General features: G+C 63.1%; 16 protein-coding genes. 8 read left to right on the forward strand and 8 right to left on the reverse strand.

Going from position 1 to position 17,942, the window contains the following annotated elements; translation table 11 throughout:
* The first annotated feature begins 22 nt into the window (after positions 1-22).
* The 8 genes from P9228_RS09910 (at position 23) to P9228_RS09945 (ending at position 8,010) form a co-directional block, all read left to right on the forward strand.
* Complete coding sequence (locus P9228_RS09910) at positions 23-706, forward strand: M15 family metallopeptidase (RefSeq protein WP_278053230.1); 684 nt, start codon at positions 23-25, stop codon at positions 704-706.
* Between the two features lie 200 nt (positions 707-906).
* On the forward strand, positions 907-1,935 hold the full coding sequence (locus P9228_RS09915) for a sulfate ABC transporter substrate-binding protein (RefSeq protein ID WP_127214004.1): 1,029 nt from the start codon (positions 907-909) through the stop codon (positions 1,933-1,935).
* A gap of 109 nt (positions 1,936-2,044) precedes the next feature.
* Positions 2,045-2,896, forward strand: coding sequence for a sulfate ABC transporter permease subunit CysT (gene cysT, locus P9228_RS09920; protein WP_066990552.1), 852 nt, complete (start codon positions 2,045-2,047; stop codon positions 2,894-2,896).
* Entirely contained in the window at positions 2,889-3,773 is an 885-nt protein-coding gene (gene cysW, locus P9228_RS09925; protein WP_067328919.1) for a sulfate ABC transporter permease subunit CysW, read from the forward strand. Before cysT ends, cysW begins: the two co-directional genes overlap by 8 nt.
* Before the next feature lie 52 nt (positions 3,774-3,825).
* A complete protein-coding gene (locus P9228_RS09930) occupies positions 3,826-4,866 on the forward strand; it encodes a sulfate/molybdate ABC transporter ATP-binding protein (RefSeq protein ID WP_278053233.1) in 1,041 nt (346 codons plus the stop codon).
* Positions 4,867-5,067: 201 nt separating this feature from the next.
* Positions 5,068-6,057 (forward strand): sulfate ABC transporter substrate-binding protein, encoded by a 990-nt coding sequence (locus tag P9228_RS09935; protein WP_095824962.1) that lies wholly within the window; start codon positions 5,068-5,070, stop codon positions 6,055-6,057.
* 256 nt (positions 6,058-6,313) lie between these two features.
* A complete protein-coding gene (locus P9228_RS09940) occupies positions 6,314-6,763 on the forward strand; it encodes an Rrf2 family transcriptional regulator (protein WP_013530871.1) in 450 nt (149 codons plus the stop codon).
* Positions 6,764-6,858: 95 nt separating this feature from the next.
* On the forward strand, positions 6,859-8,010 hold the full coding sequence (locus P9228_RS09945; protein ID WP_067328911.1) for a hypothetical protein: 1,152 nt from the start codon (positions 6,859-6,861) through the stop codon (positions 8,008-8,010).
* 83 nt (positions 8,011-8,093) lie between these two features.
* On the opposite strand, the gene P9228_RS09950 is transcribed toward P9228_RS09945, so the two are convergent.
* The 8 genes from P9228_RS09950 to P9228_RS09985 all read right to left on the reverse strand — a co-directional run bounded on the left by P9228_RS09950 (position 8,094) and on the right by P9228_RS09985 (position 17,905).
* Entirely contained in the window at positions 8,094-8,576 is a 483-nt protein-coding gene (locus P9228_RS09950) for a gluconokinase (RefSeq protein WP_082954084.1), read from the reverse strand.
* An 80-nt stretch (positions 8,577-8,656) separates the two neighbouring features.
* The gene (locus P9228_RS09955; RefSeq protein WP_095802329.1) at positions 8,657-9,643 is read right to left on the reverse strand and encodes an ABC transporter permease; all 987 of its coding nucleotides are present in this window, start codon (positions 9,641-9,643) and stop codon (positions 8,657-8,659) included.
* Positions 9,640-10,620: an ABC transporter permease gene (locus P9228_RS09960; RefSeq protein WP_278053240.1), complete on the reverse strand. Its 981-nt coding sequence runs from the start codon at positions 10,618-10,620 to the stop codon at positions 9,640-9,642. Before P9228_RS09960 ends, P9228_RS09955 begins: the two co-directional genes overlap by 4 nt.
* On the reverse strand, positions 10,617-12,164 hold the full coding sequence (locus P9228_RS09965) for a sugar ABC transporter ATP-binding protein (protein ID WP_067328905.1): 1,548 nt from the start codon (positions 12,162-12,164) through the stop codon (positions 10,617-10,619). Before P9228_RS09965 ends, P9228_RS09960 begins: the two co-directional genes overlap by 4 nt.
* A gap of 75 nt (positions 12,165-12,239) precedes the next feature.
* Positions 12,240-13,364 carry a sugar ABC transporter substrate-binding protein gene (locus P9228_RS09970; protein WP_066990529.1) on the reverse strand — a complete coding sequence of 375 codons (1,125 nt, stop codon included), beginning with the start codon at positions 13,362-13,364 and terminating at the stop codon, positions 12,240-12,242.
* A 295-nt stretch (positions 13,365-13,659) separates the two neighbouring features.
* Positions 13,660-14,688, reverse strand: a complete 1,029-nt coding sequence (locus P9228_RS09975; protein ID WP_067328901.1) for a LacI family DNA-binding transcriptional regulator — start codon at positions 14,686-14,688, stop codon at positions 13,660-13,662.
* A 192-nt stretch (positions 14,689-14,880) separates the two neighbouring features.
* Entirely contained in the window at positions 14,881-15,663 is a 783-nt protein-coding gene (locus P9228_RS09980; RefSeq protein WP_278053242.1) for an ATP-binding cassette domain-containing protein, read from the reverse strand.
* Positions 15,656-17,905 (reverse strand): ABC transporter permease, encoded by a 2,250-nt coding sequence (locus P9228_RS09985; protein WP_278053243.1) that lies wholly within the window; start codon positions 17,903-17,905, stop codon positions 15,656-15,658. The genes P9228_RS09980 and P9228_RS09985 overlap by 8 nt, the downstream gene beginning before the upstream one ends.
* Positions 17,906-17,942 lie beyond the last annotated feature (37 nt).

Here is a 17,942-nt window from a genome sequence, read left to right on the forward strand (position 1 = left end):
GAGCAGCTATTATCCTCCCGCATTGGCTCTCCTGGCTGCCTTCTCCGCCCACGCCGACCCCCTGCCCGCCGGATTCGTCCGGCTCGCCGATGTCGATCCGACCATTCGCCAGGACATTCGCTATGCCGGGCTGGGAAACTTCCTGCAGCGCGAGGTCGACGGCTACGAAGCGCCGGTCTGCATCCTGACCGCGCCGGCGGCGAAGGCGCTGTCCGTCGTCCAGAAAGCAATGACGGCCGAGGGCCTCACGCTGATCGTCTTCGACTGTTACCGCCCGGCACGCGCCGTCGCCGACATGGTCAGATGGACAAGGCAAGGCGGCCCGCCCGATCCGCAATGGTATCCGAAGGTCGAGCGCGGCGACCTCATCGCCGAGGGCTATGTCGGCGAACTGTCCAGCCACTCGCGGGGCTCGACCGTTGACCTCGCCGTCGCTGAGCTTGACAAGACAAGCCCGGCTCATTCCGCTTGCGGCGCGACTGACGCCCGCACGCTCGACTTCGGCACCGGATTCGACTGTTTCGATTCGGCGAGCGAGACGGCCCACCGCCCGCTGCCCCTCCAAGCGACGGCAAACCGCACGATGCTGCTTTCGGCCATGCGCGCCGCCGGCTTCCGCAACTATGCGCGGGAATGGTGGCATTTCACCCTCGCCGACGAGCCGTTCCCAAAGCAGCGCTTCGATTTTCCGGTGACCGCCGACTAGGGCACAGGACTTGCCCGGATCGCGGCCGGTTCTAATTAGGCCCGCTGACGAGGAACCACGCTGCTGGCAAGTGAGGAAGATATTTCCTCGACTGGCCGCCCCTCGGCGAAAAATTGCTGCAAGGAGATGAAAAAGGCAACATTGAGTGCATCTAATTTCTATAAATTCGCTAGAGTTCGGGCCGTTCAACGGAGGCGGAAATGACCAACCCTCATTTCGGGAAACTGCTCGGCGCGCTGGTCGCCACATCTGTCCAGTTCGGCTCGCTCGGTTTCGCTTTTGCCGATACGACCATTCTGAATGTGTCCTACGACCCGACACGTGAGCTCTACAAAGCCTATGACGAGGCCTTCACCGCGCACTGGAAGGCGGAGACCGGAGAAACCGTTACCATCCAACAGTCGCATGGCGGATCCGGCGCCCAAGCGCGAGCCGTCATCGACGGTCTCGACGCCGATGTCGTGACGCTGGCGCTCGAAGGCGACATCAACGCCATTGCCGCGAAGACGAAAAAGATCAATCCGGACTGGCGCACGAAGTTCGAGAACAACTCGGCCCCCTACACCTCGACCATCATCTTCCTGGTGCGCAAGGGCAATCCCAAGGGCATCCATGACTGGAGCGATCTGGTGAAGGACGGCGTCCAGGTAATCACGCCGAACCCCAAGACCTCGGGCGGCGCGCGCTGGAACTACCTCGCCGCCTGGGCTTATGCCAATGCCAATGACGGCAATGACGAAGCCAAGACCAAGGAGTTCGTTGGCAAGCTCTATGCGAATGTCCCGGTCCTCGATACCGGTGCCCGCGGCTCGACCGTGACCTTTGCGCAGAAGGGGCTGGGCGACGTGCTGATCGCCTGGGAGAACGAAGCCTATCTCGCGCTTGATGAATTCGGCGCCGACAATTTCGACATCGTCTACCCGCCGACCTCCATCCTGGCCGAGCCGCCGGTCGCCGTCGTCGACGGCAATGTCGACGCCAAGGGCACCCGCAAGGTCGCCGAGGCTTATCTGAGCTGGCTCTATTCGAAGGAAGCTCAGACCATCATCGCCAAGAACCACTATCGTCCGGCCAAGCCCGACCTGGTGCCTGCCGAGGATCTCGCCAAGCTCCCAGCAATCAAGCTTGTCACCATCGACGATCCGCAATTCGGCGGTTGGAAGAAGGCGCAGCCTTATCATTTCGGCGACGGTGGTATATTCGACCAGATTTACAAGCCCGCCCAATGAAGCATGGCGGCCATAGGCCGGATGAAACCTGATTGGGTCTATTGTACGAGTGCCCGAGCCGAGGCGAAGGGCACTCTGGTCTGAGTAAGAAGGGACGATCCAGAACAGCATGAACACAGCACCCGCCAAGGCGGGGTGGCGGTTCAGACAGCCGAGTGTCATTCCGGGCTTCGGATTGACGCTCGGCTTCTCGCTTGCCTACCTCACGCTCATCATCCTCATTCCGCTTTCGGGGCTGGTCTGGCGTTCGGCCGCGCTCGGCTGGACCGACTTCTGGGCGATCGCCGTCGACCGGCGCACTCTCAATGCGCTGAAGATCAGCTTCGGCACCGCCTTCCTGGCCGCCGCGGTCAACGTCGTCTTCGGCACCATCGTCGCCTGGGTGCTGGTCCGCTACCGCTTCCCCGGCCGACGCATCGCCGATGCGATGGTCGACCTGCCCTTCGCCTTGCCCACCGCAGTCGCCGGTATCGCGCTCACCACACTCTATGCGCCGAATGGCTGGATCGGCCAGCTTCTGATGCCGCTCGGCATAAAGGTCGCCTACACCCCGCTCGGCATCGTCATCGCCTTGGTGTTCATCGGCCTACCCTTCGTGGTGCGCACCGTCCAGCCAATCATGGAGGAGCTCGACAGGGAGGTCGAGGAAGCTGCCGCCACGCTTGGCGCCAACCGCTTCCAGACCATCACTCGTGTGCTCTTCCCGGGACTGGCGCCGGCCATCGTCACCGGCTTCTCGCTCGCCTTCGCGCGCGGTGTCGGCGAATACGGCTCGGTCATCTTCATCGCCGGCAACCTGCCCTTCAAGTCGGAGATCGCGCCGCTCCTCATCGTCATCCGGCTCGAGGAATACAATTACGAGGCGGCGACCGCGATCGCCGCGATCATGCTGGCGCTGTCCTTCGTGATGCTTTTGGTCGTCAACCTCGTCCAGACATGGAGCCGCAAGCGCTATGGCTGATCCCGAGATCAAATCCTACGAACCGCATCACGAAAGCCAGTCGGCCGCGGTGACCGAAAGCCGGCCGGTGCGCTGGGTGGCGATGGGAATAGCCTTCGCCTTCCTCGCCGTCTTCCTGCTTCTGCCGCTGATCGTTGTCTTCCACGAGGCGCTTAGCAAAGGCATCGGCGCCTACACGGAGGCGCTTGCCAGCCCCGACACGCGCTCGGCGATCCGCCTGACGCTGCTGGTGGCGGCGATCTCGGTGCCGCTCAACCTCATTTTCGGCATCTCGGCTGCCTGGGCGATCGCCAAGTTCGAGTTCAAGGGCAAGGCCTTTCTGACCACCCTCATCGACCTGCCGTTCTCGGTGTCGCCCGTCATTTCCGGCCTGGTTTATGTGCTCCTCTTCGGGGCGCAAGGCCTGCTCGGCGCGTGGCTGAAGGCGCATGGCATCGTCATCCTGTTCGCCGTGCCGGGCATTGTGCTCGCAACCATCTTCGTCACTTTCCCCTTTGTCGCCCGCGAGCTGATCCCGCTGATGCAGGAACAGGGCAATGGCGACGAGGAGGCGGCCCTGTCACTCGGCGCCAATGGCTGGCAGGCCTTCTGGTATGTGACGCTGCCCAACGTCAAATGGGGCCTGCTCTACGGCGTGCTACTCTGCAACGCGCGCGCCATGGGCGAGTTCGGCGCCGTGTCGGTGGTCTCAGGTCACATTCGCGGCCTCACCAACACCATGCCGCTGCATGTGGAAATTCTCTACAATGAGTATAACGCCGTCGGGGCCTTCGCGGTCGCCTCGCTGCTTGCCGGCCTGGCTTTGGTGACGCTGGTCTTGAAAACACTTCTGGAGATGCGCTACGGCGCCGAGATTGCCGCGACGCGCGGACATTAGATGCATGCCGCCCGAAACCGCGTAGCATGCATCAACTGATTGAGGGATCTGTATGGAAGTTCGCGTTGTCAACGTGCGCAAGGAGTTCGAGCGGTTTCCGGCGCTCCACGACGTTTCGCTCGACATCAGGTCGGGCGAGCTTATCGCGCTGCTCGGGCCATCCGGTTCCGGCAAGACGACGCTGCTCCGCCTGATCGCCGGCCTGGAGCGGCCCACCAAGGGCGCCATCTTCTTCGGCCAAGAGGATGCTTCGCAGAAGTCGATCCAGGAGCGCAATGTCGGCTTCGTGTTCCAGCATTACGCTCTGTTCCGACACATGACGGTTGCCGACAATATCGGCTTCGGCCTCAAGGTCCGGCACGGCGCCGCGCGTCCCTCGGCGCAGGAGATCCGCCGCCGCGCTTCGGAACTCCTCGACCTCGTCCAGCTGTCGGGGCTGGAAAAGCGCTATCCGGCGCAGCTTTCCGGCGGCCAGCGCCAGCGCGTCGCGCTCGCCCGCGCCATGGCCATCGAGCCCAAGGTGCTTTTGCTCGACGAGCCGTTCGGCGCGCTTGACGCGCAGGTGCGCCGCGAGCTGCGCCGCTGGCTGCGCGAAATCCACGACGCCACCGGCCACACCACCGTCTTCGTTACCCACGACCAGGAGGAGGCGCTCGAACTCGCCGACCGCGTTGTCGTCATGAGCCAAGGTCGCATCGAGCAGGTCGGCTCGGCCGACGAGATCTACGACACGCCGAACTCGCCTTTCGTCTACAGCTTCATCGGCGAATCGAGCTCGCTGCCGGTCAAGGTCGACAATGGCGAGATCTGGCTCGCCGACCGACCGGTCGGCCTGCAGGCGCCGCATGCGCCGTCGGGAGAGGCCCTGCTCTACTTTCGTCCGCACGATGTCGAGCTGCTCGACGGCTGCAGCGGCTGCATTGCCGGGACGGTCGCCGCCAGCCGCCGCGTCGCCGGCACAAGGCGGGTCGAGCTCGAGATCGGCGGCGAGCGTCAGCGCGTCGAGATCGAGCTGCCGGTCGACCATCCGGCGGCACAGAAGAGCCGGGTCGCTTTCAGGCCGAGGCGCTGGAAGCTTTTCCCGGCCTCCTGACCTATTTGCCGCCTGCCACGTCCAGGCGCCCGGTAGAGGAGCCGCGATGAATCAGGTTGGAAGAAAATCCTACCAAGCGGCTGTTCGGGCGGGAGATTTTCCCGCTGCTCGTGCGTCCCCCGGGCCGCGTGCCTCGCGCAGCCAGGCTTTCCTTTTTATGGTCACACCATAGTTCTGATTGTCTGGAGGAGGACCGTTTTCATGAAGCGCTTATTGCTGGGTATTGCCACGCTTGCCGGCTTCGTCGTCCTCGCGTCCTCCCAAGCCTGGTCGGCCGACAAGCTGCTCAATGCCTCCTACGACGTCGGCCGCGAATTGTTTGCCGACATCAACAAGGCTTTCATCGCTGAGCATCCCGGCGTGACCGTCGATCAGTCCCACGCCGGAACCTCGGCGCAGGCTCGTGCCATCGCGGAAGGTTTGGCAGCCGACGTCGTCACCTTCAACCAGGTCACCGACGTCGATTTCCTGGTCAAGAGGGGTCTGATCTCCGCGGACTGGCAGAAGGATTTCCCAGACAACGCATCGCCTTTCTATTCGCTGCCGTCCTTCCTTGTTCGTGCCGGCAATCCCAAGCACATCAAGGACTGGAACGATCTGGTGCGTGACGACGTGCAGGTGATCTTCCCCAACCCGAAGACATCAGGCAATGCCCGCTATACCTATCTCGCTGCCACCGCTTACGCGAAGGAAGCCTTCAAGGGCGACGACGCCAAGGTGAAGGAGTTCATCGCCAAGCTGTTTGCCAACGTGCCGATCTTCGACACCGGCGGCCGCGCCGCCACCACCACCTTCGTGCAGCGCGAGATCGGCGACGTGCTGATCACCTTCGAATCCGAAACGCGCGGCATCCGCAGGGAATATGGCGACGACAAGTTCGAGCAGGTCACGCCTTCAGTCAGCCTGCTGGCCGAATTCCCGGTGGCGATCGTCGATAAGATCGCCGACGAGCACGGTAGCCGCGATCTCGCCAAGACCTATCTCGAATTCCTCTATTCGCCCGAGGGCCAGGACATTGCCGCCCGCAACGGCCTGCGGGCCCGCGACGCAGCAGTGGCCGCCAAATACAAAGCCGAGTTTCCCGACGTGCGCCTGTTGACGGTAGACGAGATCTTCGGCGGCTGGGATAGGGTGCAGAAAGAGCATTTCGCGGCAGGCGGCTTGCTCGATCAGGCCTATGGCAGCCGGTAGCGCTTACAATCAAAAGAAGTGGAAAGCCGTCATCGCCGTCGGCATCGCCGGCTTTTTTCAATCTGGAGCCGGCATCACTTTGCCGGCGAAATCAACGCGGCCAATGTGAAAAACATTACGAAGAATCAACGCGTTTGTGCCTAACCTGTGTCGACGAATTGTTGTGCCAAGCCGCGTAGCGCGGCCAAACTGTCATGATTTGCACACAAACAACCGCCAGATGCAGGCGATTGGGGTTTGATAAACTGAATCGGGCATGCTGACCAAAAAAGGCAAATACGGCCTCAAGGCCCTCGTGCATCTTTCCGGCCTGCCGGCTGGCCAGCTTGCATTCGTCAACGACATAGCGGTCGCAAACAACATCCCGAAGAAGTTCCTGGACGCCATTCTGGGCGAATTGCGCAATGCCGGCTTCGTCCAGAGCCGCAAGGGCAAGGAAGGCGGCTATCGCCTCGCCAGGCCCGCTTCCGAGATCAAGATCGGCCATGTCGTGCGCGTGCTCGACGGGCCGCTGGCGCCGATCCCTTGCGCCAGCCGCACGCAATATCAGCGCTGCGAGGACTGCGACGAGGCGACGTGCCAGGTCCGCCACATGATGCTGGAAGTGCGCCAGGCGATCGCCGAGGTGCTCGACAACCGCAGCCTCGCCGCCATGCGCGACGCCGACAACGACGATTTCCCGGTCGAACTCACGTCGCAGATCTGACCGCTCAGCCGCGCCGTCTCGCCGTTGGTTGTCTGTCCGCGACAGACGCTGTAAATCGGCTGACGGATGGATCAAGGTTTGGGGGTATCTAACGCATGAGGCTGCCTCGGCTTGGCAAGTCCCGCAGGGCCAACCGGCAACCGTCATCCGCCAGCATCTATCATACCGAGATCATCGCCGACGTTGCAGTGCCGGAGCGCGGCGAGACCGTCCGCTTCTTCAGCCGCAAGCTCCTCCGCCCCGGCAAGTTGCGCAGCGTCTCCAACAAGGATCTGCGCGAAAGCCTGCTATCCATGTTCTATCTCGGGGTGGCGGCGGTGCTGCCGGTGGCCTGGTGGGCGCCGATCTGCGATTGGGTTTCGACGCTTCGACGCAAGCGTCATTTTCGCAAGGATTTCGCGCGGTATGACGTGGCGATCAAAGCGGTGCTTGGCGATGATGCCGACACGCGAAGCCTTTTCAGGGGACATCTCGCCGCCGCGCATCGCCGCCGTCTGATGCTTGCCGCTCATCTGGCGCCTGGCAGGCGCTGGTCGCCGGCGATCCGGCTGGAAGGCATCGACGGCTTGCGCGAGGCCTTGCAGCGCGGCCGCGGCGCCATCGTCTGGTGCGATCAGTTCGTCGCCCAGACCATCATGGGCAAGCGCGCCCTCTTCGAAGCCGGCATCGAAGCGCACCAGGTGAGCGTCAACTTCCACGGCTTTTCGGAAAGCAAATTCGGCCTGCATGTGATCAACAAGCCGCTGGTCGAGGTCGAAAACCGGTTTCTGAAGAGCCGCATCGTCTTTGAGCGCGCCGAAGCCTACCAGGTTACGGCGCGCATCCAGAAGACGCTGAAGGAGAACGGAGTCGTGCTGATGACCAACACCATCCACGCGGGATCTACCTTCACCGAGAGCGCCATGGGCGAGCGTGGCTGGACCCACCTCGCCTCGGCGCCGGCGAATTTTGCGGCGCGCGCCGGCGCTGCGCTGTTTGGCATGTCGACCCTGGAGACAGTGCCCTTTCGCGAATACCGGGCGATCGTCAGTCCCGAACTGAAGCCCAACGCTGTCCAGCCTGCATCCCGGCCGGCAAAGGACGTGGCGGCAAAGAACCTCGTTCTGCAAGCGGCCTATATCCTGCTCAAGCGCGACCGACTGCTGGAAGCGGTCAAACTGCATCCCGAGCAGATGATGGCCTGGTCCAGCGCCAACCGGCTCACCGGACAGCAGGATCAAGCCGCGATCGGCGCCGACGCCGCATAATGCATTTCCCCCAGACGCGCAGCAGTTTTGGGTCAACGACATGCATCAGAACGAAGACTGAAAAGTGCGTCGCCTGAACCTGGTCAGCTCGAGGGGCTTGAGCTCAGTGCTTGCTTAAGGATGGCCGCGACGCTCCGCGCGCCATCCGCCGTCACTGCCGGTTCGTCCGGCTCCGGTTCTTCCAGGGTCGCGAACTGGCTGTCGACCAGACTCGCCGGCATGAAATGGCCTTTGCGCCCCGACACCCGTCGCCGGGCAGTCTCGCGATCGATCTTCAGATAGAGGAAGACGATGCCCGGGCAAAAGCTGAGCAGCCGGTTCCGGTAGCTGCGCTTCAGCGCCGAACAGGCCGCCACCGGCTTGTGTCCCTCGCCGACCGAGGCTGCGATGCGCTCGCCGATGGCATCGAGCCAACCCTCGCGCAACGCATCCGTCAGCGGCTCGCCGCGCGCCATGCGCGCCACGTTTTTCGGCGGATGCAACCGGTCGCCCTCGATGAAGACCGCGCCCAGCGCCTCGGCCAGCGCTTCGCCCATCACCGTCTTGCCGCAGCCGGCGACCCCCATCACGACTATGGCCGGCGCTGACCGGATGTCGTTCAATGGAAACCTCCGACGGCTGTGACCTTACGATCCTTCATCCACAGTCAGCGGCTTGCCGGCGCACGGCCATAGAGCAAAAGCATGGCCACGATCACGACGCCGTAAATGATCTGCCGCCCCGCCTCCGGCATCTGCATGACCGACAGGATCGATTGCAGCAGCGTGATCAGGATCACGCCGGCGACGGTGCCAAGATATGAGCCGCGGCCGCCGAGGATCGAAGTGCCGCCCAGCACCACGGCGGCGATCGACGGCAACAGATAGGCGTCGCCCATCGACTGCGCCGCCTTCGATGCGTAGCCCGCGAGCAGGACGCCCCCGAAGGCCGAGAGCCCGCCGGAGACGGCAAAGGCAATCAGCACCACGCGGCGCGTGTCGATTCCGGAAAGATAGGCGGCGCGCTCACGGTTACCGATGCCGTAAACGACGCGGCCGAAGGAGGTGCGGGTCAGCACGAAAACCATTGCCGCCCCTATCAGCGCCCAGATGATCACCGCGTTCGGCACCCCCGGAATGGTGAAGCCGGTCGCAAGGTAGCGCATCGCCGCTGTCGCCGAATCCTGCGGCGAGAACCCGCCCGTATAGACCACCATCAGCCCTTGCGCGACGGCGTTGGTGGCTAGAGTGATGATCATCGAGGGAATGCGCAAATAAGCCACGCCGACGCCGTTGACGATGCCGATCGCGACCCCGCACAGGACGCCGAACGGGATGGCGAGCGCGACGCCGACCGGACCGTAGGCTGCAGCGGCACAGGCCATCATCGCGCCGGTCGCCACCGACCACGGCACGGAAAGGTCGATCTGGCCGAGCAGGATTACCAGCATCATGCCAGTGGCGATCACGCCGAGGAATGACGCGACCTTCAGCTGCTGCAGGAGATATTCCGGCGAGAGAAAACTGCGCGAATAGAGGCTACCTAGCAGAAGCAGGATAACGATGCAGGCAAAGGCGGTCGCCACCGCCGGATCGGCGCGGCGGATGAATTTCGGCATGCGGCTGGCGATGCCGCCAAGCGTCGTTTCGCTCACAGGAACCACTCCAGCCGGTTGCGCACCCGAAACAGCGCGAAGGCGCCGAGGCTGACCGCGATCAACAGGATGATGCCCTGGAACAGCGGCTGCCAGAGCGGGTCGAAATCGAAGACGAACAGCAGGTCGCCGATGGTGCGGAAGGCGAGCGCTCCGAAGATCGCGCCAATAGCGCTGCCTTTGCCCCCGAACAGCGAGACGCCGCCGAGCACAACTGCCGCGATCGAGAACAACGTGTAGGTATTGCCGCTCGCATAGGCAGCCTCGCCCGTATAGGTAAAGAAGGTGAGGAACAGGCCGCCAATCGCGGCAAGCAGTCCGGCCAGCGTGTAGGCAAGGAACTTGCCCCTGCGGATCGGCACACCCGACATATAGGCTGCCGTTTCGGACGAGCCCGCAGCGTAAGCGGCGCGGCCGAGCTCGGAGCGGCGGAACGGCATCCACACGACAAGCACGACGACGAACAGCGCCATCAGGCTTGCCGGCACGACGCCGAAGAAGCGCCCTGTCAGGAAATCGGCGACGTCCTCGTTGACCGATCCGCCGGGAACCGGTCGCAAAAGCAGCGCGAGACCGAAATAGACGGCGCCCGTGGCTATCGTAGCGACGATCGGCTGCAGGCGCCCGTAGATCACGATGGCGCCGTTGATTGCCCCGCAGACGAGCCCGGTGCCAAGCACAGCCACCAATCCGAACGCCGTCTCGAGACCCGTGCCGATGACGAGCCAGGAAGCCATGCAATTGGTCAGCGTGAAGATCATGCCGACCGAGAGATCGATGCCGGCGGTGATCACAACCAGCGTTTGCGCCATCGCCACGAAGGCAAGCAGAACGCCCTTGTTCGCCGCCGTCTGCACGACATTGGCCGTGAAGCCGGCTGGATGATTGCCGCTGTAGATCGCGAACATGACGATGAAGATGGCGAACGCCAGCAGCGTTCCGCGCTGTTCGGCCAGCCAATAGCGCCAATCCTTCACGCGCCCTCTCCTTGTTCTGCCCGCCCGCTGCCGCCGTGGATATTCAGCGCGCTGGCGATCAGCGCGTGCTCGGTGATATCGGCGCCAACCAGCTCGCGCTTGATGGCGCCGTCATAAAGCACGAGCACGCGGTCGCAGCAGCCGATCAGCTCGTCATAGTCGGTCGAATAAAACAATATCGCGGCGCCGGCGTCGGCGAGCTTACGCATCAGCTGATAGAGCTCCTGCTTGGTGCCGACATCGATGCCGCGCGTCGGATCGTTGAGCAGAATGATGCGCGGCTGCCGCATCAGCCATTTGGCGATCACCACCTTCTGCTGGTTGCCGCCGGACAGCGCCCCGACAGGGATATCGAGCCCCGCCGTCTTGATGGCCAGTAATTCAACCATGTCATCGATCAGCCGCTGCTCGGCGGCACGGTCGATGACGCTGGCCTTGGACAGCCTGTCTAGTGCTGCGAAGGAAAGGTTCTCGCGCACCGTCATCGGCAGCATCAGCCCTTCCGTCTTGCGGTCTTCCGGGATCAGCGCCATGCCGATACGGTCATCGCTGGCGGCTGCCGGGCTGGCAATCGAAACCTTCTTGCCGTCGACCAGGATCTGCCCGGAAAGACCTCGCAGAACGCCGAAGAACGCCAGCAGCAGCTCACGCTGACCCTGGCCGTCGAGCCCGCCCAATCCTACCACCTCGCCGGCCGCAACCGAGAGCGAGATATTGTCCAGCCTATCGCTCCAGGACAGGTTGCGCACCTCCAGCACAGGAGCCGCAACCGTCTGGGGCCTGGTCGGCTTCGGCGGAAAGATGTGGCTGTATTCCCGGCCGATCATCAGCTCGACGACTTCGTTGTCGCTCTTCGATCCAGCCCGATAGCTGGCAACATTGCGGCCGTTGCGAAACACCGTGCACTGGTCGGCAAGCTCGGAGATCTCGTTCATTCGGTGGGAGATATAGAGCAGCGCCAGCCCTTCCTGGCGCAACCGCTTCAGCACCTCGAAGACCTTCGCGACATCGGCGGCGGTCAGCGCCGACGTCGCTTCGTCGAGGATCAGGATGCGCGGCTTCCTGGCCAACGCCTTGGCGATCTCGACCATCTGTCGTCGCGAGAGCGGCAGGTCCTTGATCAGCGCCAGGGGGTGAATATCGGCGGCACCGGCGCGGGCAAGCGCCTGTTCCGCGAGGCGCCGTTGCGCCTTGCGATCGATCATGCCGAAGCGTTTCGGCGGGTCGGATATGACGATGTTGTCGGCGACGCTCAGCTCCGGAATGAGCGACAGCTCCTGGAAGATGCAGACGATGCCGGCCTGGTTTGCCGCGGCGGGCGAAGCAAATGTCACCTCGCGGCCGTCCAGGGTCATGGTACCTTCATCCGGCGCGACGACACCGGCCATGACCTTGATCAAAGTCGATTTGCCGGCGCCGTTCTCACCGAGAATGGCGTGGATGCTGCCGGCCGTGACGGTGAGATCGGCCTTTTCCAGGGCGCGCACGCCGCCATAGCGCTTGGATATGCCTTCCATGCGGAAGAGCGGAGCCGCGCCGTTCATCAGCCCTCCCCAGGCCAGTTCGTGATTGGCATCAAGCGGCCGGCGCCGCGGCTTCCGCGACGCCGGTCCGTCAGACTATTTGTTTTCCTTGGTCTGGCCCATGATCTCCTGCGCGGTGAAATTGATGCCGCAGGTCGGGAAGGAATTGCCGACGAAGAAATTGTCGGACTGATCGGGGAAGTAGTCCTGCCCGGCCTTGAAATTCGGATCCTCGACGATGGCCAAAGGCAGCTTGACCGACTGCGGCACGACATTGCCTTCGAGCGCGGCAATCGCCGTCTTGATCGCAACGGCAACCTGCGCCGGGCCGGTACCGGCCGACGAACATTTCAGCCCGTCCGCCGCATGCGCCGCGCAGAATTTGCGGAAGCCGTTTTCCGTCTCGCCGCCGAACGGCACGAACGGATGCTTGGCGTCGATCATCGCCTGCACGATGCCGGTATCGCCGCCTTGCCCTGTGATGCCGTCGAACGGTCCGCTGGTGGCGATCGCGTCGGCCGTGGCTTTCTGCGCCACGCCGTCGTCCCACTTGCCGACGACCTCGGTGACGTCCCATTTCTTGCCCGACGCGTTGAGAACCTCGTGAATGCCATTGTGCCGGTCGGTATCGACGGAGGTACCCGCGACACCGCGCACCTCAAGCACTTTGCCGCCGTTCGGAACGTGCGAGACCAGCCATTTGCCCCACAATTCGCCGAGCCCCTTCTGGTCGACATTGACGTTGATGGCGTCCTTGGTGTCGAGGATGTTGTCGAAGGCAACCAGGATGACACCGGCTTCCTTGGCGCGCTTGATCACGGGCCCGAACGCGGTCGGGTTCTGGGCGTTGACGACGATCGCGTCGAAGCCGGAGTCGATGAAGTTATTGATCGCCGAGATCTGCGCCGGCACATCCTCGCCGGTCGATACCACCTTGAATTCCTTCAGCTTCTTGGCGACGTCCGGCTGCGCGGCATAGGCTTTGGCCGTCTGGATCATCTGGATGCGCCAGGTATTGGCGATATAGCCGTTCGCGAGCGCGATACGATAGGGCCCTTCCTTCTTCGGATATTTGAAGAATTGTGTGTCGGCCGCCCAGGGCGCGAAGCAGTCGGGCTCGGCCGACGGCCCTTTGACGATTTCCGGATCGGCGATCGCCGACGAGCTCAGCATGACAAATGCAGTGGCGGCAACCACACCGCCAACAAGTGACTTGATCATCAGTATTCCTCCCAGTTGCAGTTCTGCTTGTTGATTAAGTCCTGGCGTTTTGGCCGGCACCTCCTGCCGCATCCAATCGCCTGCCGGCCGACCTTTGCCGCCCGCTGCCTCCTCTTGCCTCGCCTGAGGGCAATTCAGCAAACTATCATATTATACATAATAAACAAGTACGGACTGTTTGCTTATGTATAATAAACAGCGCCTCGCGTCTGCCATCTTATTGCTCGACGCAGAAGATGGTAGCGCTACCATGCAAGGTAGTAAACCGGCATTTGCACAGTCGTCTTTGCGTGTTTCAACGTGCGGTGCTCTCGCGGCGAATGAGCTCGAAACCGAGATCGACAACCCTCTGCTGGGGTCTCCGGCCCGCAATCGCCGCCAGCGCCATCGCCACTGCCTGCCGTCCGATTTCATAACGATGCGTGCGAACGCTGGTGACCGACGGGAACGCCGCCTGCATCATGTCGAGGTCGTTGAAGCCCACGATGCCGATGGCCTTCGGTACCGCGATGGCGGCGCGGCGACATTCGAACAAGACTCCCAGCGCGATATCGTCATTGTTGCAGAAGACGCCGTCGAGCGACGGCATCTTGGCCAGAGCATCGCGCAAAAGCTCTCGGCCGAGCGTCACGCTGGACAGTAGCGGCGTGGTGGTGACCAGGCGGGGATCGAACAGGCCGGCCGACTCCATGGCCGCGCGATAGCCGGCAAGGCGCCGCTGCGAGCGCGGGTCCATGCGCGCGCCGATGAAACCGATGCGCCGATAACCTGCCTCGATCAGGTGCTCGGTGGCAGCGCGACCACCGTCGAAATGCGAGAAGCCGACCAGCATATCGACCGGATCGTGTCCGGTTTCCATCACTTGCACCACCGGGCAGCCGGCCGTCTCCAGCAACTTTCGCGACTGCGGCGTCTGGTCGATGCCGGCGACGATAAGCGCCGCCGGGCGCTGCGAGGCGAACAGCTGCAGCAGCCGCTCCTCTTCCAGGCCCGAATAGTGGGTATTGCCCATCTGGATGCGGAAAGGGCTGTCCGAAAGACTGTCATAGATGCCGCGCACCACTTCGGCAAAGACATTGTTGGTGAGCGACGGCACCAGCACGCCGAAGACCTCCGCGCGCGCCGAGGCCAATGCGCGCGCATTGGGGTCCGGGATGTAGCCGAGCTCGTCGACGGCGACCTGTATCTGCCGGCGCAGATCTTCCGAAACCCGCCCAGGCTCGCGCAGCGCACGCGACACGGTGATGGCGCCCACGCCCGCCTTGCGCGCCACGTCGGCGATGGTCGGGCGGCCGCCGCCGCGCCGCGAGCGCGGCCTTGTCACCGCCTTGTCCTTTTTGCACAAAAGGAGCGCAGCGGCGAGTTGACGATCAACAGTTTAGCCACAGCAACCATGTTTCGCAGCCCGTCCCATTCCGGTTGGGTCGCGCAGGCCATGGCCGTTGTCAAGCCGACGAATTTTGGTTCAGCCGACCCCCGGCAGAGGCGATAAACCCCGGGGTCAATGCCTCGGTGGTCAGACCGCCCTCGCTTGATCGGCCGTAAGCGCCTGCTCCCGCGTGCCGGAGACGATGATCTCAAGGACCTCGTGCTCGTCGGTGTTCCTGACATGACGGTCGCCGACATTCTCGCCGCGCTTGAGCACCATGACACGGTCGCCTACGGCGAAAATGTCGACCAGCCGATGCGAGATGATGATCTGGGCAACACCCTGCCTTTTCAGTTCCAGCATGGTCTCGAGGAGCCGCGCGGTCGCCATCACCGAGAGATTGGCGGTCGGTTCGTCGAGGATCACGACGCGTGGCTCGAACGAAATCGCGCGGGCGATCGCCACGGATTGCTGGCGACCGCCCGACAGGCTCTCGACCTTCTGGAAAACGGAGTTCACGTCCACCTTGAGCCGCTTCAGCACGCTATCGGCTTCCGCGTACATCTTGCGGCGATTGACAAAAGGGCCTTTGCGCGGCCAGCGGCCGAGAAAGATGTTCTGGCCGACATCCATGTTTCCGCAAAGAGCGAAATCCTGGTAGATCATCTCGATACCCGCATCGCGGCTCTCATGCGGACTCTTGAAGTGCACCGGTTGACCGGCGACGAGGATTTCGCCGGCGTCGCGCTGATAGGCGCCGGTCAGGATCTTCATGAGCGTCGACTTGCCGGCTGAGTTGTCGCCGACCAGTCCAAGGATCTCTCCGGGATAGAGCACCAGATCGACTTTCCGAAGCGCCTGAACGGCACCGAAGGTTTTTTCGATGCTTCGCATTTCCACGATCGGTTGAGGCAACGCAGCATCAGGCATGAATGGTTTCCCGGGTTCGTGCGCCTCGCGCGAGGCGGGCTCGCAGGCGACCGAAGATATTGGCCTGGCGCACCCAGATGTCGATCAGCACCGCGACAATGAGGATGACGCCGATGAAGACATTGATCCAATGCTGCGGCATGCTGAAGCCCTGGACATTGAGCTGCAGGAGCGCCCTAACCAGTGTGATCACGGCTGCACCGGCCAGAGAACCCAGCATGGTGCCGTAGCCGCCGAAGATCGACCCGCCGCCGATGATCACCGACGCGATGGCGTCGAGTTCGCGGAACTGGCCTGCAACGGGGTTGAAGCTTCGGAAATAGGCGACGTTGATGATCCCGGCCATCGTCGCGCAGAACGCCGCCAGCATGAGCGAGATGAAGCGCGCCCGGTTGGTGTTGATGCCGGCATAGGCGGCGGCGCGGATGTTGCCGCCGGTTGCATAGACCTTTTGCCCGAACGGCGTGTAGGCGAGCACGACGCCGGCAATCACGGCGACGAAGATCATCCAGATGGTCTGCACGCTGACCACCTCGGCCAGTGTTCTGAGGATGCCATCCGGAAGCACGATGCTGAAGTGAAGGAGGATGTCATTCACCTTGCGGCCGAGCAAATTGTAGCCCTCCGGCCAGCCGGTAAGCTGCTGCCCGGCGACGAACCAGGCCGCGAGGCCGCGGGCGATGTAGAACATGCCAAGCGTTGCGATGAAGGCCGGCAGTTTCAAGCCAACGGCGACGACGGCATTGACGAGGCCGGCAAGCATTCCCGCAAGCAGGCCCATCGCGATAGCGGTGACGGGGTCGGTACCCAGGACCTTCAGGAAATAGGCCGCCGCGCTGCCGGCGAGCGCCAGGACGGCTCCGACGGAGAGGTCGATATCGCCGGCCGCGATGACGTAGGTAAGCCCGACCGTGATCAGCGCCAGTTCCGTATAGTTGAGCAGGATCGCGAAAGTGTTGGACAGGTTCCACCAGTAATCCGGCCTGAGGAAAAGACCCGTGAGCCACAGCACCACTGTCAGGATGACGGCGAGGGCATCGCGCCGGGCGAGGAACTTGCCGAACCCGGTCGCCGACAATGCGATGTCGGTCGCCATCGCACCCTTGGTCACCACGCCCTCGAGTGCGACGCCGCCGATCTCGAAGGCCGGCGGCGGCGGCCTGCCGCGCAGCCATGCCCAGAGGCGCGCCGCGACCTGGCGGCGGATGAGATAGGGTTCGATCAGCACTGCGATGACAAGCAGCAGTCCGAGGAAGACCGGCACCGCGCCCACTGGCAGGGAGTAGACGGCGTTGACCGTCACCTCCTCCTCGCCGATCTTGATGGTGCGCGTGATCGGCAAACCCTCGCGCAGCACCTTGTCCAGCAGAACGACCAGCGTGGCGCCGAGGCAGGACCCGGCGACGCGGCCGCGACCGCCGAGAATGGAAGCGCCGCCGATGATCACCGCGGCGATGACGGTCAGTTCGCCGCTGACGCCGTAAAGCGGGGTCACGCCCTTGTCCTGAGCGGCCGACAGGAGGCCGGCAACGGCGGCACAGAGCGACGAGAGCAGATAGGCACGGATGCGCACCCAGTTCGTCGGTATGCCAGCATAGACTGCTGCCTGCTCGTTGCCGCCCGTCGCAAAGGTTTCGTAGCCCCAGCGAGTGTTGGCGAGCACGTAGGCGCCGATCACGGCAACGACCGCGAAGATTGCGATCTGGTTGTTGAAGCCGAAGACGTTCGTCTCGCCGAGATGGAAGAAGAGCGGGGCCTCCTTCGCTTTTCCTGGATAGTAGATCGCCTGACCGTGCGTCAGGGCGAGGACGAAGCCGCGGCCGATCAGAAGCGTGGTCAAGGTGGCGATGAACGCCGGCACTTTTAGGATGGTAACGAGCACGCCGTTGACGAGGCCGATCAACATCCCAAGAAGGACGCAGACGGTCACCGACATGACGATGCCGAGATCGGCGAAGCTTGGCGCGAACAGCCTCGCAAAAACGACGGCCACAAGGCCGTAGATGGAACCGACCGAAAGGTCGAGGTCCTTGTTGATGATGACGAAGGTCATTCCGACGGCGATGATGGCGACCCGCGAGGTATCGCGAAGCAGTGCATGGAACGCCTCCGGCGAGCCGAAAAACGTCGGATTGACGGCAGCGCCGCCGAGATAGATCAGCGCCAGCAGGGCAAGCAATCCCATTTCCCAGCCGCCGACGAGCTGGGGTGGAAGGCGACGAGCGAGAGCTTCAGCGGGCATTCTTTGATAAAGGGTTCCGAAGGCCAAAATGCGCGGG

This window comes from Mesorhizobium sp. WSM4898, from assembly GCF_029625845.1.
Classification (GTDB): Bacteria; Pseudomonadota; Alphaproteobacteria; order Rhizobiales; family Rhizobiaceae; genus Mesorhizobium.